This window comes from Allobosea sp. TBD101 (assembly GCF_059817965.1).
Genome location: NZ_CM187543.1, coordinates 5,073,677 through 5,088,850, shown reverse-complemented (window position 1 = coordinate 5,088,850; position 15,174 = coordinate 5,073,677). Strand labels below are relative to the sequence as shown.

At 67.1% G+C, this 15,174-nt stretch carries 14 protein-coding genes; 7 read left to right on the top strand and 7 right to left on the bottom strand.

The genetic code is table 11. The features are described from left to right. The first annotated feature begins 17 nt into the window (after positions 1–17). The 7 genes from AC6RIC_RS24695 (at position 18) to AC6RIC_RS24665 (ending at position 8,207) form a co-directional block, all read left to right on the top strand. Positions 18–1,448 carry an amidohydrolase family protein gene (locus tag AC6RIC_RS24695; RefSeq protein WP_499734330.1) on the top strand — a complete coding sequence of 477 codons (1,431 nt, stop codon included), beginning with the start codon at positions 18–20 and terminating at the stop codon, positions 1,446–1,448. A 58-nt stretch (positions 1,449–1,506) separates the two neighbouring features. After that, on the top strand, positions 1,507–2,412 hold the full coding sequence (locus AC6RIC_RS24690; protein WP_499734329.1) for a LysR family transcriptional regulator: 906 nt from the start codon (positions 1,507–1,509) through the stop codon (positions 2,410–2,412). Between the two features lie 194 nt (positions 2,413–2,606). Beyond that, positions 2,607–3,908, top strand: a complete 1,302-nt coding sequence (locus AC6RIC_RS24685) for a Zn-dependent hydrolase (RefSeq protein ID WP_499734328.1) — start codon at positions 2,607–2,609, stop codon at positions 3,906–3,908. A 54-nt stretch (positions 3,909–3,962) separates the two neighbouring features. Continuing rightward, a complete protein-coding gene (locus tag AC6RIC_RS24680) occupies positions 3,963–4,622 on the top strand; it encodes an aspartate/glutamate racemase family protein (protein ID WP_499734327.1) in 660 nt (219 codons plus the stop codon). Positions 4,623–4,638: 16 nt separating this feature from the next. Continuing rightward, positions 4,639–6,120, top strand: a complete 1,482-nt coding sequence (hydA, locus tag AC6RIC_RS24675; RefSeq protein ID WP_499734326.1) for a dihydropyrimidinase — start codon at positions 4,639–4,641, stop codon at positions 6,118–6,120. A gap of 207 nt (positions 6,121–6,327) precedes the next feature. Further along, positions 6,328–7,539, top strand: coding sequence for a M24 family metallopeptidase (locus AC6RIC_RS24670; RefSeq protein ID WP_499734325.1), 1,212 nt, complete (start codon positions 6,328–6,330; stop codon positions 7,537–7,539). Between the two features lie 149 nt (positions 7,540–7,688). Then, positions 7,689–8,207, top strand: a complete 519-nt coding sequence (locus AC6RIC_RS24665; protein ID WP_499734324.1) for a hypothetical protein — start codon at positions 7,689–7,691, stop codon at positions 8,205–8,207. Positions 8,208–8,240: 33 nt separating this feature from the next. On the opposite strand, the gene minE is transcribed toward AC6RIC_RS24665, so the two are convergent. The 7 genes from minE to AC6RIC_RS24630 all read right to left on the bottom strand — a co-directional run bounded on the left by minE (position 8,241) and on the right by AC6RIC_RS24630 (position 15,125). After that, positions 8,241–8,507 carry a cell division topological specificity factor MinE gene (minE, locus tag AC6RIC_RS24660; RefSeq protein WP_454659062.1) on the bottom strand — a complete coding sequence of 89 codons (267 nt, stop codon included), beginning with the start codon at positions 8,505–8,507 and terminating at the stop codon, positions 8,241–8,243. 2 nt (positions 8,508–8,509) lie between these two features. Further along, positions 8,510–9,325, bottom strand: coding sequence for a septum site-determining protein MinD (minD, locus tag AC6RIC_RS24655; RefSeq protein ID WP_454658581.1), 816 nt, complete (start codon positions 9,323–9,325; stop codon positions 8,510–8,512). A 33-nt stretch (positions 9,326–9,358) separates the two neighbouring features. Next, positions 9,359–10,093, bottom strand: a complete 735-nt coding sequence (minC, locus tag AC6RIC_RS24650) for a septum site-determining protein MinC (RefSeq protein WP_499736655.1) — start codon at positions 10,091–10,093, stop codon at positions 9,359–9,361. A gap of 306 nt (positions 10,094–10,399) precedes the next feature. After that, complete coding sequence (locus AC6RIC_RS24645) at positions 10,400–11,401, bottom strand: D-cysteine desulfhydrase family protein (protein WP_499734323.1); 1,002 nt, start codon at positions 11,399–11,401, stop codon at positions 10,400–10,402. A gap of 111 nt (positions 11,402–11,512) precedes the next feature. Then, positions 11,513–12,394 carry an ABC transporter permease gene (locus AC6RIC_RS24640; protein ID WP_488848860.1) on the bottom strand — a complete coding sequence of 294 codons (882 nt, stop codon included), beginning with the start codon at positions 12,392–12,394 and terminating at the stop codon, positions 11,513–11,515. 13 nt (positions 12,395–12,407) lie between these two features. Beyond that, a complete protein-coding gene (locus AC6RIC_RS24635) occupies positions 12,408–13,349 on the bottom strand; it encodes an ABC transporter permease (RefSeq protein ID WP_499734322.1) in 942 nt (313 codons plus the stop codon). Positions 13,350–13,523: 174 nt separating this feature from the next. Beyond that, positions 13,524–15,125 carry an ABC transporter substrate-binding protein gene (locus AC6RIC_RS24630; protein ID WP_454658577.1) on the bottom strand — a complete coding sequence of 534 codons (1,602 nt, stop codon included), beginning with the start codon at positions 15,123–15,125 and terminating at the stop codon, positions 13,524–13,526. Positions 15,126–15,174 lie beyond the last annotated feature (49 nt).

Below are 15,174 nucleotides of genomic sequence, written 5' to 3'. Positions count from 1 at the left end.
GGACCAGCGACCGCATCATGACCACCCGCATCCGCAATGCCGACATCGTCATCGCCTATGACGCGGTGGCCGAAGACCATGTCTATCGCCGCGACCTCGATGTCGTCTTCGACGAAAGCGGCATCCTGCACCTTGGCGATGGCTTCACGGGCGAGGTCGCGCGCGAGATCGACGGCAAGGGCTTCATGGTCATGCCCGGCCTCGTCGACATCCATTCCCACCCCTCGAGCGAGCCCGGCAACAAGGGCATGACCGACGAGGTCGGCACGCCAAAACTCTACAATTCCTCGCTCTACGAGTTCCTCTGGCTGTTCCGTGCCGATGCCGAGGGCATCCCGCATCTCAACCATGTCGCCTGGTCGGAGCTGCTGATGTCCGGCACGACCACGCTGGTCGACCTCTCCTTCCCGAGCGAGGGCTGGCTCGACCGCGCAGCCGCGTCAGGCCTGCGCATGGTGATGGCGCCGATGTACCGCAATGGCCGCTGGTTCACCCGCAACGGCTATCAGGTCGAATACGAACTTGACGACGCGGCCGGTCGCAAGGCGATGGAGGACGCCTTCAAGATCATCGACGCCGCGCTTGCCCATGAAACCGGCCGGCTCTCGGGCATGGCTTGCCCGGCGCAGATCGACACTTGCACCGAGGAGCTGTTCCGCGCCTCGATCGCCGCCGCCGCCGAGCGCAAGATCCCGATCCAGACCCATGCCGGCCAGTCGATCAGCGAGTTCCACGAGATGGTCCGCCGCAGCGGGCTCTCGCCGATCCAGTGGCTGGACAGCGTCGGCTTCCTCGCGCCGAACGCCTCGATCGCCCATGCGATCTTCCTCGACGACCACCCCTGGGTGCGCTGGCCGACCCGCACCGATCTCACCCGCCTCGCCGAGACCGGCACCTCGGTCGCGCATTGCCCGACCGTCTTCGGCCGGCGCGGTTTTACCCTGCGCGATCTCGGCCGCTACCTGAAGGCCGGCGTCAATATCGGCATCGGCACCGACACCTTCCCGCACAACATGCTGGAGGAGCTGCGCCATGCCGGCGTCTATGCCCGCATCACCGGCGAGAGCCATGCGGTGGTGACGACCGGACAGGTCTTCCGTGCCGCGACTTTGGGCGGGGCGAAGCTCCTTGGCCGCGACGATATCGGCCGGCTGGCGAAGGGCGCCCAGGCCGATCTCGTCATGGTCGACCTGACCCATCCGATGATGCGCCCGACCCGCGACCCCCTGAAGAGCCTCGTCAATGCCGCGGCCGACCGCGCCGTCTCCCATGTCTTCGTTCAGGGCAAGCAGGTCGTCGCCGACGGCAAGGTGCTGACCATGGACTATCGCGCTGCCTCCGACGGGTTGGAACAGGCGCAGCGCCGTGCGCTGGCCAAGGCCTCCTCGCTCGACTGGGCCGGGCGCTCGGTCGACGAACTCTCGCCGCCGAGCCTGCGCTGGGCCTGAGGCTGGCCTATGATTTGCTAACCGAATAGAGTTGGCCTGCTCTATTCGGGACGCTGTCATGAATCTTCGCCAGATCGAGCTTCTGCGCGCCGTCGTCCGCTGCGAGACGACGGTTCGTGCCGCGCAGGAGCTGGGGCTGTCGCAGCCGGCGGTTAGCAACGCGATCAAGCATCTCGAAAGCCAGGTCGGCTTCCCGCTGTTCGAGCGTGTCAACAACCGTCTGTTCCCGACGGCCGAGGCGCGCTCGCTCTACGAGGAATCCGAGCCGATCTTCACCCTGCACGCAGCCCTTGAGGCGCGCGTGCAGGACATCAAGGAGAACCGTGCCGGCCATATCCGGATCATCGCGACGCCGCCTCTGGGCTATGGCGTCCTGCCGGCGGCGCTGCGCAACTTTCTCATCAAACGGCCGAAGGTCCGGGTCTCCTTCGACATCCGCCGCTTCGAGCATGTCCTGGAAAGCGTGGAGAACGGAACGGCCGAACTCGGCTTCGTCATGGGTCTGGACGACGATCGGGGACTCGATGCCGAGACCTTCTTCGCCGGCGACATGGTCTGCGTCATGCGCCCCGAGCATCCGCTCGCGGCCAAGGCGACGATCACCCCGGAGGATCTGCGCGACGCGCCCTATATCGCGCTCGAACAAGGCACCCGCATGGGTACGATCGTCCGCCGCGCCTTCGCCCAGGCCGATGTGCCCTTCCGCTTCTCCGTCGAGGTCCGCTACTGCAACACGGCTTGCGTGCTGGCGGAAAGCGGTGTCGGCGTCGCCGTGGTCGATCCGCTGTCCCCGGTTTTCAGCGGCCGTTACGATCTTGCCATCCGCCCCTTCGCGCCGGCTTCGGAGGTCCGCGCCTCCGCCGTCCGCTCGCGCAAGCGCCCGATCTCGCGCGCAGCCGACGCCTTCCTGCGCGAGGTCCGGCTCGTCGCTGCCGAGACGGCCGCCAAGCTGGGCTCCGGCTGAGAGGGTGGCGCTATTCAGCCTGCGAATGTCACCCCGGAAATCCGCATAGACGGCGCCATTGTCCGGCCGCACGGGCTGGCCCAAAGTTTCCCGGCTGCCTTCCGGCAGTGCCTATCATGAGACCAAGCAAGCCCGATCACATCCGCCGAGTATCGCGCGCGACCGGGCCGCGCCCGACACACGACCGGACAGAAATGACTGCAGCTGCCAGGACGCTCCACACCGACGCGGCGATCGCCACGGCCGTCGCCGCCCAGCGCAACTGGGTGGAGAGCCTCTTTACCCGCTTGGCGGAGGGCAGCCGCGACAACCCCGGCATCACGCGCGACACCTATGGCGCGGGCGAGGATTTCGGCCATCGCCTGCTTGTGGAGCATGGCAAGGCGCGCGGGCTCGCTGTCTCGCATGACTTCGCCGCCAACACTTATGTCACCCTGCCGGGCCGCGAGAAGGGCGCGCCACACATCCTGATGGGCTCGCATCTCGACAGCGTGCCGCATGGCGGCAATTTCGACGGCGCGGCCGGCGTGATCGCCGGGCTCGTGGTCATCGAGACCTTGCGGGCGCTCGGCATCGCGCCGCGCTGCGACGTCACCGCGATGGGCGTGCGGGCGGAAGAGAGCGTCTGGTTCCAGGTCTCCTATATCGGCAGCCGCTCGGCGCTCGGCACCCTGCCGGACGGGGCGCTGGAGGCGAACCGCATTGATGACGGTCGCGTCCTCGCCGCAAGCATCGACGCCAGCGGCGGCATGTCCGAGGCGATCCGCCGGCGCGAGCGCCATCTCGACCCAGCCGCGATCCGGGCTTTTCTCGAAGTCCATATCGAGCAGGCCCCGAGCCTGGTCGAATCCGAGCTGCCGGTCGCGATCTGCACCGGCGTGCCCGGCAATTTCCGCTATCCCGATGCGCGCATCACCGGGCGTCACGACCATGTCGGCACGCCCCGCCGCTTCCGCCGCGACGCCGCCATGGCCGGCGCCGAATTCGCCGTGATGCTCGACAAGCTCTGGCAGGACGAGGAGGAGGCGGGCTTCCCGATGGCGGTGACGCTCGGGCGCTTCCACACCGATCCCGCCGTCCATGGCCTGACCACGGTGCCGGGCAGCTTCGCCTTCAGTCTCGATGTGCGCGCCTATGACCCGGCCGTGCTGGAGCGCGTCGAGGCCAGAATGCTGGCCGGCATCAGCGAGATCGAGACGCGCAGGCGCGTCAGCTTCGAACTCGGCACCCGCGCTAGCGCCGCGGTCGGCCCGGTCGATCCCGCCATCGTCACCGGGCTGGAAGCTGCGGCCGACCGGCAAGGCATCGCGACGATGCCGCTCGGCAGCCCGGCTTCCCATGATGCCGCCGCCTTTGCCGCCGCTGGCGTGCCGATCGCCATGCTGTTCGTGCGCAACGAGCACGGCAGCCACAATCCGCTGGAAGCGATGGAGGTCGACGATTTCCTGGCGGCCTGCACCATTCTGGCGGATTGGGTCGTGCGAGAGGTCGCCTGAGCCGGCTGGCAATGCCATGCTGAACCCTAGACCTGCCAATCTGGATACTTCGCGATGAGCCGCCGCCTCCGCATCCTCGTCATCAATCCCAACTCCAACGAGATGGTCACCGAGGGGTTGCGGCAGGCGCTGGTGCCGCTCGCCTTCGCGGAGGGGCCGGAAATCCTCTGCGAAACCCTGCGCGAAGGGCCGGCCGGCATCGAGACGCAAGAGCATGTCGAAAGCGTCACCCTGCCGCTGCGCCGCCGGGTCGAGGCGGCCAGCGACGTCGATGCCTTCGTCATCGCCTGCTATTCCGATCCGGGCCTGCATGTGGCTCGCGAGGGCACGGCAAGTCCGGTCTTCGGCATCGCTGAATGCGGCGTGCTCACCGCCCTGACGCGGGCGGATCGGTTCGGCGTGATCGCGATCAAGTCGCGCTCGATCCCGCGCCATATCCGCTATCTCCGCCAGATGGGGCTGATGGACCGGCTGGCGGGCGAGCGCCCGCTCGAAATGTCGGTGGCGGAGAGTGCGTCGGGCGAAGGCACGCTCCAGCGCATGATCGCGGTCGGGCGGGAACTGCGGGACGCGGACGGCGCCGGCGCCATCGTGATGGGCTGCGCCGGCATGGCGCGCCATCGCCGCCCGCTGGAAGATGCATTAGGCGTTCCCGTGATCGATCCGACGCAAGCTGCGGTCGCCATGGCGATCGGCACGCTGATGGTACGCTGAGAAGGGACGAAGGCAGATGACGGCGAACTACGATCTGGTCATTCGCGGCGGCACGGTCGGCTCTGCGACCGGTAGCTTTCGTGCCGATGTCGCGGTCAAGGACGGCAAGGTCGCCGCTCTGGGCCTCGGCCTTGCGGCTGGTGCCCGCGAGATCGACGCTACCGGCAAGCTCGTCCTGCCCGGTGGCATCGACACCCACGCCCATGTCGAGCAGGTCTCGGCCGGCGGCTTGCTCAATGCCGATACCTTCGAGAGCGCCACGACCTCGGCTGCCTTCGGCGGCAACACGACGCTGATCTCCTTCGCCGCGCAGCATCGTGGCCTCGACCTGCGGAAGGTCGTCGACGATTATGCCGTGCTTGCCCGGCGCGGCGCGCTGATCGACTACGCCTTCCACCTCATCGTGGCCAATCCGGACGCCAAGACGATCCAGCAGGACCTGCCGGCGCTGATCGGCGAGGGCCACGCCTCGATCAAGGTCTTCATGACCTACGACCTGATCAAGGTCGACGACGAGCCGCTGCTCGACCTCCTGCTGACGGCAAGGCAGAATCGGGCGCTCATCTGTGTTCACGCCGAAAACCACGGCATGATCTCCTGGATGGGCAAGAAGCTCGTCGAGCGGGGCTATGTCGCGCCGAAATATCACGCGATCAGCCATCCGCGCGGCTCGGAGGCCGAGGCCTTCAACCGCCTGATCACGGCGGCCGAGCTGCTCGACCAGCCGATCATGATCTTCCATGTCTCGACGGCCGAGGGTGCGCAGGCGATCCGCGATGCGCGCGCGCGGGGCTTGAAGGTCTTCGCCGAGACCTGCCCGCAATATCTCTTCCTGACCCGGCATGATCTCGACCGGTCGGGCCTCGAAGGCGCGAAATGGATGTGCTCGCCGCCGCCGCGCGAAGTGGCGGACCAGGACGCGCTCTGGCAGGCAATGGCGCTCGGCGACATTCAGACGGTTTCCTCCGACCACGCGCCCTATCGCTTCGACGAGACCGGCAAGCTCTCGGCCGGCCCCAACCCGAATTTCAAGCAGATCGCCAATGGCCTGCCCGGGCTGGAGACGCGGCTGCCGCTGCTCTTCGACGCGCTGGTTTCCAAGGGCCGGCCGGAATTCGCCGGGCGCGGGCTCGAAGCCTTCGTCAATCTGACGGCGACGGCGCCAGCCGAAATCTACAACCTGCCCGGCAAGGGCGCGCTGCTCCCCGGCTATGACGCCGATATCGCGATCTGGGATCCCGGCAGGCAGGTGACGATCACCGACGCGGCGATGCATGACCTCACCGGCTTCACGCCCTTCGCGGGGCGCCGCGTCACCGGCTGGCCGGAACATGTTCTCGTCCGGGGCGAGGATGTCGTCAGCGGCGGCACGCTGCACGCGGCTCCGGGCTCGGGCCGCTGGCTTGCGCGCACCGGCGGCAGCGCGGCGACCCCGACCGGGCGTCTCGTTGCCGATATCGACCCGCAGCGGAATTTCGGCGCGGCCCTGCTCGACTGAGGGCGCGGTTGCCGGGGCTGGCGTTGGCGAGGTTTTCCGGATCGCCGCTCGGCAACCTCTGTGCGCCTATTGTCGACAAAAAATATGCAATGTACGGTGGCGACATCGTGCTGGCGTCGACGGCTGCCGGATCGCCAGCCCGGCTGGTGCAGCAAGGCCAGTCGAAGCCGGATGGCATAAGAGCCGATCGAAAGAGGATGTCGACCGATGAGCATTGGAGTGGGAGGCTCGAGCTTCGAAGCGGAGCTGGCCAAGCTTGAGGCAATGGCCGCCGGCGTCGCGCCGATCGCGGTCGGCGAGTTCAAGGCGCGGATCGCGAAGGCGCAACGCCTCCTGCGCGAACAGGGCCTGCAAGCCCTCTATCTCGATACCTCGACCAACCTGCACTATTTCACCGGCATCGAGCTCAAGCTCACCGAGCGGCTGCACGGCGCGATCATCCCGGCCGAGGGTGAGGTCGTCTATCTCAGCCCGGCCTTCGAGGAGCCCAAGACGCGCGAATACATGCAGTTCGGCGACGATGTGCGCTGCTGGGAGGAGCATGAGGACCCGACCGCGCTGGTCGTCGAGACCATCCGCAGCCTCGGCTACGAGAGCGGTTCCGTCGCGCTCGACCCGGAAGCTCCGTTCTATACCGTCGACGGACTGCGGAAGGCCGGCAACCGCTTCGATTTCACCAGCGGTGGCGCGATCACCGCCGCCTGTCGTCAGCTGAAATCGGCTGCCGAGATCGCTCTGATTCAGCGCGCCATGGACGTCACGATGGCGGTCCATCGCGCGGCGGCGCGCACGCTGCGCGTTGGCATGACGACGACGGAGCTCGTCGATTTCCTCGACAAGGCCCATCGCAAGCTCGGCCTGACCCCGACATTCGGTGCCGCGCAGTTCGGCGAAGCCACCGCCTACCCGCACGGCGTGCCCTATCCGCAGACGCTCGCCGAAGGCGACATGGTCCTCATCGACATGGGCGCCCGGCTTGGCGGCTACCACTCGGACATCACCCGCACCTATGTCTTCGGCGAGCCCACCGAGCGCCAGCGCGAGATCTGGAACCTGGAGAAGCGCGCGCAGCTCGCCGGTTTCGCGGCGGCCGTGCTCGGCGCGCCTTGCGAAGCGGTCGACCAGGGCGCACGCGGCGTGATCGAGGCCGCCGGCTTCGGCCCCGGCTACAAGGTTCCGGGCCTGCCGCATCGCACCGGTCATGGTCTCGGCCTTGCGATCCATGAGGAGCCGTTCATGGTCAAGGGCAACCGCACGCCGCTTGCGCCGGGGATGTGCTTCTCGGTCGAGCCGATGATGTGCATCTACGGCGAATTCGGCGTTCGCCTGGAAGACATCGCCTATATGGCGGAAGACGGCGCGCGCTGGTTCACGGAGCCGGCCCATAGTGTCGACGATCCGTTCGGCTACGAGGCCTGAGCCTCCTTCCGGGCCGCCCGACGCTCACGGCCGGTCCGCGCCGCCGGTGTCGGCGGGCTGATGGTGCTGGCATCGGCAGCGAGCACTCCCGCGGCATCCGGCCTCCCGCGCTCTTGCGCAGGAGGCGCTGGCGGTGACAGTGAGGCTCGATGCCGATTCTCAGCGATATCCCCGCCGACATCCGGCGCGCCGCCTGCGCGTTTCACGAGGCCGGCCATATCGTCGTCGGCTGGGAGCATCGGCGCTGCATCACGCATGCTTGGCTGCGGCCGCCCCATGGCGTCTCGGGTGAAACCTGTTTCGAGCCCTACAAGCGCGGGTTTCAAACCGGCAGTCCGATCGATCGCCAGCGGGCCGAGATCGAGATCACCATCCTGTCCGCCGGTTATTGCGGCGAGATGATCTATTGGAACGAAGAGGGGCTGAAGTGGTATCCGGGCGCGATCGCCTCCCATGAGGACGATCTCCGGCAGATGAAGCCCTATCTCGCCCTTCTGCAGCCGCCGGATGAGGCCGCGCTGCAAGCCCGCTGCGCCAATGCGGCGACGGCGATTCTCTACCGGCCGCCGATGCTGGCGGCCCAGGCCATGATTGCCCGACGGCTGTTCGACCGCCGCCGCATCGATCGCGACGAGGTCGATGAGATATGCGGGCGCACGACGGGCTGATAGCCGCCGCGCGCCCGCTTGGGTATCTGGCCGTCAGGCGGCCTTCTTGCCGGCGTCGAGCGGCACTTCGATATCGACGGCGAGCGTCGAGACCTGGGCGCCGCGCTCCATCCGGACGCTGACCTTGTCATCGTCGATCTGCATGTGCTTGGAAATCGCGCGCAGGATTTCGTCGCGCAGCTTGCCGAGCAGGTCGGCATCGCCGCCGGTCGCGGCGCGCTCATGGGCGAGCAGCACCTGCAGCCTTTCCCGGGCGGCGGGGGCCGAGCGGGGACGGGAGAAGAGGCGGAACAGATTCATGCTCATGCCGCCTTCCTTCCGAAGAACTTGCCGAAGAAGCCGCGCTTCTCGCCGGGGACCGTGACCGGGAGCTGCTCGCCCTTGAGCCGGCGCACCGCGTCGAAATAGGCGATGGCCGGGGCGCTGCCCTGATCGGCCAGCGTGACCGGCGAGCCGATATTGGAGGCGCGCAGCACGTCCATGCTCTCGGGGATGATGCCGAGCAGCGGGATCGACAGGATCTCCAGCACGTCGTCGACCTTGAGCATGTCGCCGCGCTCGGCGCGGAGAGGGTCGTAGCGGGTCAACAGCAGGTGCTTCTCCATGCGCTCGCCATTCTCGGCCTTCAGCGTCTTGGAATCGAGCAGGCCGATGATCCGGTCGGAATCGCGCACCGAGGAGACTTCCGGGTTGGTCACGACGATCGCGACATCGGCATGGCGCATGGCCAGCGTCGCGCCGCGCTCGATGCCGGCCGGGCTGTCGCAGATCACCCAGTCGAAATTCGCCTTCAGCGCGCCGATGACCGCGGCGACGCCCTCGGTCGTCAGGTTGTCCTTGTCGCGGGTCTGCGAGGCCGGCAGCAGGTAGAGCGTCTCGACCCGCTTGTCGCGGATCAGAGCCTGGGTGAGCTTGGCCTCGCCCTGGATGACGTTGACGAGGTCGTAGACCACGCGCCGCTCGGCACCCATGACCAGGTCGAGATTACGCAGGCCGACATCGAAATCGACGACCACGACCTTGTCCCCGCCCTGGGCGAGCGCGGCGCCGAGCGCGGCAGACGACGTCGTCTTGCCGACGCCGCCCTTGCCCGATGTGACGACGATGACCTTACCCATTGACCGCTCCTTCTGATTGTTGATGCCTTCGCCTCAGGCGAGCGCTTCGACCTTGAACGTTTCGCCGTCGAGCCAGATCTGCACGGGCTTGCCGCGGAATTCCGGGCCCATGTCCTCGGCCGTCTTGTAGTAGCCGTCGATGGCGATCAGCTCGGCCTCGAGCTTGCGGCAGAAGATGCGCGCGGCCGCATTGCCCATCGTGCCGGCCATCGCCCGCCCGCGCAACATCCCGTAGACATGGATCGAGCCGCCCGCGACGATCTCGGCGCCGGATGCGACCGAGCCGACGACGGTGACGTCGCCCTCGAGGAAGACCAGCGACTGGCCCGAGCGAACCGGCTGCGTCACGATGATCGACGGCACGGCCTTGGGCAGGTCCGGCATCACCGGCTCGGCGACGGCAACCTCGGCCGTAGCCGCCTCTGTCGCAGCGGCCGGAGGCTCGAAATCGGACGTCGGGCGCCCGTCCGCCATCGCCGGCGGCAGGTCGGAGCCGAGCAGGGACGGCGAGGCGCCCTCGATGCCCATGATCCTGACCTGGCGCGAGCCGAGCTGGCTGACGAAGGTGCGAAGCTGCGCCCGGTCGATATCCAGCCCGGTGATGTCGAGCACGACGGGGCGCCGCAGGAAGAAGCCGGCGGAGCGCGAGGCGAGATCGTCGAGCCGCGCCAGCCAGTCCTCGAAGGGCAGCTCCGGGGTCAGCGTCAGCGCAAGATAGGACCGCCCCTTGAGGCGGATGGGCCGGGGTTGAGTTAACACGTCGGTTATCTTGGTAAATTTTCGGTTGCTTCGGTGTATCGAGGGAATGGTTAACAGAGGGTAAACCGGGCCCTCAGAGGGGGCTTCTCGATACGGTCTGGGGGAGGCTTTCCACAGCTCCTTGACGGGGCGCGGAGCAGGCAAAAGTGACGTGGAACGTGCCGGGAAATGGCAGGGAAAGCGCAGGCGTCATGCTCGCCCTTGTGGCGGGCATCCGCGTCTTGAACACCACGTTTGCCGAAGGAAGACGTGGATGGTCGGGACAAGCCCGACCATGACGCAAGCAAGACGACGGAGTGATGCCGTCAGTCGATTCTACCCTTGGAACACTTCCGGATAGGCATAGAGCCCCGGTGCACCGCCGGTATGCCAGAAGACGACGGTCTCGTCGGGACCGATGGCGCCGCTCCTGACCAGCGCGACGAGCCCCGCCATGGCCTTGCCGGTATAGACGGGGTCGAGCAGGATGCCTTCCGTCCGCGCAACCAGCTCGACAGCCTCGATCATCGCGGGCGTCGGTTGGCCATAGCCGGGGCCGACCTGCGAATCATCGATCTCAAGCGCGGCCTGCTTGCCCCGCTGCCGGCCTTCCAGTGCGTAGATGTCGTTCACCAGACCGGAGACGATGGCGCCCGCCTGCTCGGCCGAGCGGGAGACGCTGACGCCCCGCACGCGGCAACCGAGTCCGGCATCCTCGATGCCGGCGAGGATGCCGGCATGGGTGCCGCCGCTGCCCGTCGGCACGACGAGATGGTCGATGCGGACACCCTCGGTCTTCGCCTGTCCGGCCAGCTCCAGAAGGGCATCGCGATAGGCGAGGCTGCCCAGTGCATTGGAGCCGCCGACCGGGATGAAATAGGGGCGTTTTCCCTGCGCCTTCAGTCCGGCCACAGCCTCGTCCGCGATCACGGTCGCATCGCCGCCGGCCGGCAGCAGGCGAATCTCCGCGCCAAAAATCTGGTCGAGCAGCCAGTTTCCGTTCGTCCGGTAGGATTCACTGCGGTTAGCCACCGAATCGGTGAGGAGCAGCACGCAGGCGAGGCCGTTGCGCGCGGCGGCCGCTGCCGTCTGGCGGGCATGGTTCGACTGGATCGCGCCCATCGTGACCAGCGTGTCGGCACCCTGCTTCAGGGCTTCCGCGACGAGATACTCGAGCTTGCGCACCTTGTTGCCGCCACCGGCGAAGCCGGTGCAGTCGTCGCGTTTCATCCAGATCGACGGGCCCTTGCCGCTGCGGGCGAGGGCCTGCGACAGGCGCGGGAGTTGCTCGAAAGGCGTCGGCAGCAATGCCAGTCTGATCGTGTCGCGGCGGTTCATCCCGGCAGGCTCCCAGTTTCTTGTCGCCATTGATGGCGAGGGCAGCATAGCGCGGTGCCGGGGATTCGCCGGGCGCGCGAATGCATGCCCGGCGTGCAGTCTGAGCTTAAGCTACAGCCGCCGCGACAGGCGCGGATCGAGCCGGTCGCGCAGGCCGTCGCCGAGCAGGTTCACCGCCAGCACCACCAGCGCGAGCGCGATCGCCGGGCAGAAGATCGTCCAGGGCGCGCGGGCGAGATAGAGCCGGCTCGAGGCGATCATGTTGCCCCAGCTCGGCACTTCCGGCGGCACGCCGGCGCCGAGGAAGGAGAGCGAGGCTTCGACGAGGATGGCGGACGCGCAGATATAGGTCGCCTGCACGATGAGCGGCGCGATCGTGCTCGGCATGATGTGGCGGAACAGGATGCGCGGCGTTCTGGAGCCGCAGGCCCGCGCGGCCTCGACGAAGGGCAGTTCCTTGACGCTGAGAACGATCGAACGGACGAGGCGGACGACACGCGGCAGTTCCGGGATCGAGATCGCCGCGATGACGATACCGATGCTGCCCTGGTTCAGGGAGACCATGGCGATTGCCAGCAGGATGGCGGGGATCGCCATCAACCCGTCCATCAGGCGCATCACGATCGCGTCGAAGCGGCGATAATAGCCGGCGAAGAGGCCAATCGTCAGGCCGACGAGGATCGAGATCGTCGCGACGCTGAACCCGACGATGAGCGAGACGCGGGCGCCGTAGACGGTGCGCGCGAAGACGTCCTGGCCGAGCTGGTCCGTGCCGAAGCGCAGTTCGGGCGAGGGTGGCTGGAGCCGCCGGTTCGGCGCCTTCAGCATGGGGTCGCCGGCGATCAGCGGCGCGATGATGGCGACGATGAGGAAGAAGATCAGGATCGCGGCGCCCAGCAGCATCGTCGGGTTGCGGCGCGCGAAGCGGCCGAGGCGGGCCAGGCGACTGCCGGCGGCGGGAGCGGGGACGGTCGGGGCATCGATTGCAGTCATCGGTCTCGCCTCCTCAATGCCGGATGCGGGGATCGATGAGCGAATAGGAGAGATCGACCGCGAGGTTGATCAGCACATAGACGCCGGAGAAGACCAGGATCACGCCCTGAATGATCGGGTAGTCGCGCTTCGAGATCGCGTCGACGACGAGGCGGCCGATGCCGGGGATGTTGAACACGGTCTCGGTGATCACGACGCCGCCGATCAGCAGGGCGACGCCGATGCCGATCACGGTGATGATCGGCACGCCCGCGTTCTTCAGCGCGTGCTTCATCAGCATGGTGCGCGCCGGAACGCCCTTGGCATTGGCCGTGCGGATGTAATCCTCCTCCAGCACTTCCTGCACGGAGGCGCGGGTCATGCGCGCGATCAGCGCGACATAGGCGAGGCCCAGCGTCACCGTCGGCAGCACGAGATGCAGGAACCACGGGCCGACACCGTCCAGGATCGGCCGGTAGCCCTGCACCGGCAGCCAGCGCAGTTCGATCGCGAAGACATAGATCAGGCAATAGCCGACCACGAAGGTCGGCATCGAGAAGCCGAGCACGGAAAAGCCCATCAGCAGACGGTCGACCGGCCGGCCGGCCTTCCAGGCCGCCAGGACGCCGAGCGTGACCGCGATCGAGACCGCGAAGATCATGGTGAGCACGGCGAGCGACAGCGTCGGCTCAAGCCGTTGCAGGATCAGCGTCGAGACGGGTGTGCTGGAGAAAATCGAGACGCCGAGATCGCCCTGGATCACGCGTAAGCCCCAGCGCCCGAACTGGACGAGCAGGGGATCGTCGAGGCCGAGCCGCTGGCGGATCGCGACGATCTGCTGCGGCGTGGCGTAGTCCCCGGCGATGATGGCGGCGGGGTCGCCGGCCGAGAGGTGGAGCAGGAGGAAGACGAAGATGCCCACCAGCGTCATCACCAGGATGGTCGATGCCAGGCGCTGTACCAGATAACTCAGCATTGCGTCGTTCGTCCTCCGTCGGCTTGCTTGTTTCGGGGCGCTGCGGAACGCCCACTCGGGCACGGCATTGCGTGCTCGCCTCTCACGTCGCCGGCACGATGACCTGAAGACGGCTGGGCAAGCGGAGCCCGCCGAGGGGCGGGCTCCGCGGATCGGTTCGCGATCGGGCTGGAATCAGCCCTTCCGGACGTTCCAGAACGGGATCAGCTCGGGCATGCCGATCAGCCCCGTCAGGTTGCGCAGGGCGGCCGGCTGGAACCACTGCCCGAAATAGGCATGCGGCACGAAATCCCAGGCGTTCTGCTGGATGTCGCGAGCGATCTGCTTGCGCTCCGCATCGCTCGAGGCACCCGCCCATTTGTCGCGCAGCTGTTCGTGCAGTTCGTTGCTCGGCCAGCCGAACCAGCCCTTCTCGCCGCTGGCGGCATGGCCGCTGAGCGAGACCGGGTTGCCGAAGGCATTGACCGAGCCGGAGGTGAAGAACACGTTCCAGCCGCCCTGGTCCGGCGCGGCCTTGACGGCGCGGCGGGTGACGACGGCGCCCCAGTCGGAGGCCTGCAGCGAGACGTTGAACCCGGCCTGGCGCATCCGTTGCGCGATCAGGTTGGCGGCGTTGTTCATATAGGCGATGTTGGTCGCCTGCAGCACGACGACCGGGCGCCCGTCATAGCCGGACTCCTTCACGAGCTGCTTCGCCTTCTCGATGTTCGGCGCGCCCTTGAACCAGTCGATATTGGCGTCGTTCTCCATCGGTGTGCCCATGCCGAACAGCGAGGAGCAGCCGCGGAAATATTTCTCGTCGCCGAAGGTCGCCTTCATCACCTCGGTCGGGTGGATCAGGTGCAGCATGGCCTGGCGGGCCTTGACGTTGTTGAACGGCGGATGGAGCCAGTTCACGCGTGCCCAGCCGAGCTGGCCCTGCTTGTTCAAGACCTCGAGCTTGATCGCCTTCTCGCCGGCGAGCGAGTCGAGCAGATCGACGTTCGGATACTCGATCATGTCGATCTCGCCGGCCCGGATCGCGGCGATCGCGGTCGCTTCGTCGGCGATGTTCTCGAACACGACGCGGTCGACATTCACGACCTTGCCGCCCGAGGTCATCACCGCCGGTTCCGAGCGCGGTACATAGTTCGGGTTCTTGTCGTAGACATAGCGCTGGCCCTGGACGACCGCGCTCTCGTTGAAGGTGAAGGGGCCCGAGCCGATGATCGTGCTGATCTGCTGGTTCGGGTCGGTCCCGGCCTCCTTCTCGCGCATGATGTAGCAGACATTGGTCGCGGCCTTGGCGAGCCATTCGACCACGAGCCCATAGGGCTCCTTCATCACGATCTGGAAGGTCTTGTCGTCCTTGACCGGCGTGTCGGCCAGACGCGCCATCATGTGCTGGCCGCCGCCGTCGCGGGCGCCCCAGCGCCGGATCGAGGCGACGCAATCCTTGGCGGTGACCGGGGTACCGTCAGTGAACTTCAATCCGTCGCGCAGCTCGAACGTATAGGTCTTGCGGTCGTCCGAGAGCGACCATTTCGAGACCATCTGCGGCTGCGGCTCGAACTTGTCGTTCACGCCGAACAGCGTGTCGTAGACCATGCCGGAGTGGTACGAGGTCATGTTCGCCGTCGTCCAGATTGGATCGAAGACGCGAAGATCGCCGTGCAGGACGGCGCGAATGGTGCGGGCGGCTGTAGGCGTGGTCTGGGCGCGGATCGTGGCCGGTGCGGCGACGAGCGCGCCGGTTGCCAATCCGCCCTGTACGAAGCGTCTGCGTGTCGTGGTCATGTCGTTCTCCTCCGCGTTGCAACAGAGGGCCGCAGGCATTCGCCTCGTC

Excerpts from the sequence above, each read along its gene's own strand:
- AC6RIC_RS24690 (WP_499734329.1), top strand. The coding sequence starts at position 1,507 with ATGAATCTTCGCCAGATCGAGCTTCTGCGCGCCGTCGTCCGCTGCGAG.
- AC6RIC_RS24645 (WP_499734323.1), bottom strand. The coding sequence starts at position 11,401 with ATGAACCGCCGCGACACGATCAGACTGGCATTGCTGCCGACGCCTTTC.
- minD (WP_454658581.1), bottom strand. The coding sequence starts at position 9,325 with ATGGGTAAGGTCATCGTCGTCACATCGGGCAAGGGCGGCGTCGGCAAG.
- AC6RIC_RS24695 (WP_499734330.1), top strand. The coding sequence starts at position 18 with ATGACCACCCGCATCCGCAATGCCGACATCGTCATCGCCTATGACGCG.
- hydA (WP_499734326.1), top strand. The coding sequence starts at position 4,639 with ATGACGGCGAACTACGATCTGGTCATTCGCGGCGGCACGGTCGGCTCT.
- AC6RIC_RS24630 (WP_454658577.1), bottom strand. The coding sequence starts at position 15,125 with ATGACCACGACACGCAGACGCTTCGTACAGGGCGGATTGGCAACCGGC.
- AC6RIC_RS24640 (WP_488848860.1), bottom strand. The coding sequence starts at position 12,394 with ATGACTGCAATCGATGCCCCGACCGTCCCCGCTCCCGCCGCCGGCAGT.
- AC6RIC_RS24680 (WP_499734327.1), top strand. The coding sequence starts at position 3,963 with ATGAGCCGCCGCCTCCGCATCCTCGTCATCAATCCCAACTCCAACGAG.
- AC6RIC_RS24635 (WP_499734322.1), bottom strand. The coding sequence starts at position 13,349 with ATGCTGAGTTATCTGGTACAGCGCCTGGCATCGACCATCCTGGTGATG.
- AC6RIC_RS24670 (WP_499734325.1), top strand. The coding sequence starts at position 6,328 with ATGAGCATTGGAGTGGGAGGCTCGAGCTTCGAAGCGGAGCTGGCCAAG.
- AC6RIC_RS24665 (WP_499734324.1), top strand. The coding sequence starts at position 7,689 with ATGCCGATTCTCAGCGATATCCCCGCCGACATCCGGCGCGCCGCCTGC.
- minE (WP_454659062.1), bottom strand. The coding sequence starts at position 8,507 with ATGAATCTGTTCCGCCTCTTCTCCCGTCCCCGCTCGGCCCCCGCCGCC.
- AC6RIC_RS24685 (WP_499734328.1), top strand. The coding sequence starts at position 2,607 with ATGACTGCAGCTGCCAGGACGCTCCACACCGACGCGGCGATCGCCACG.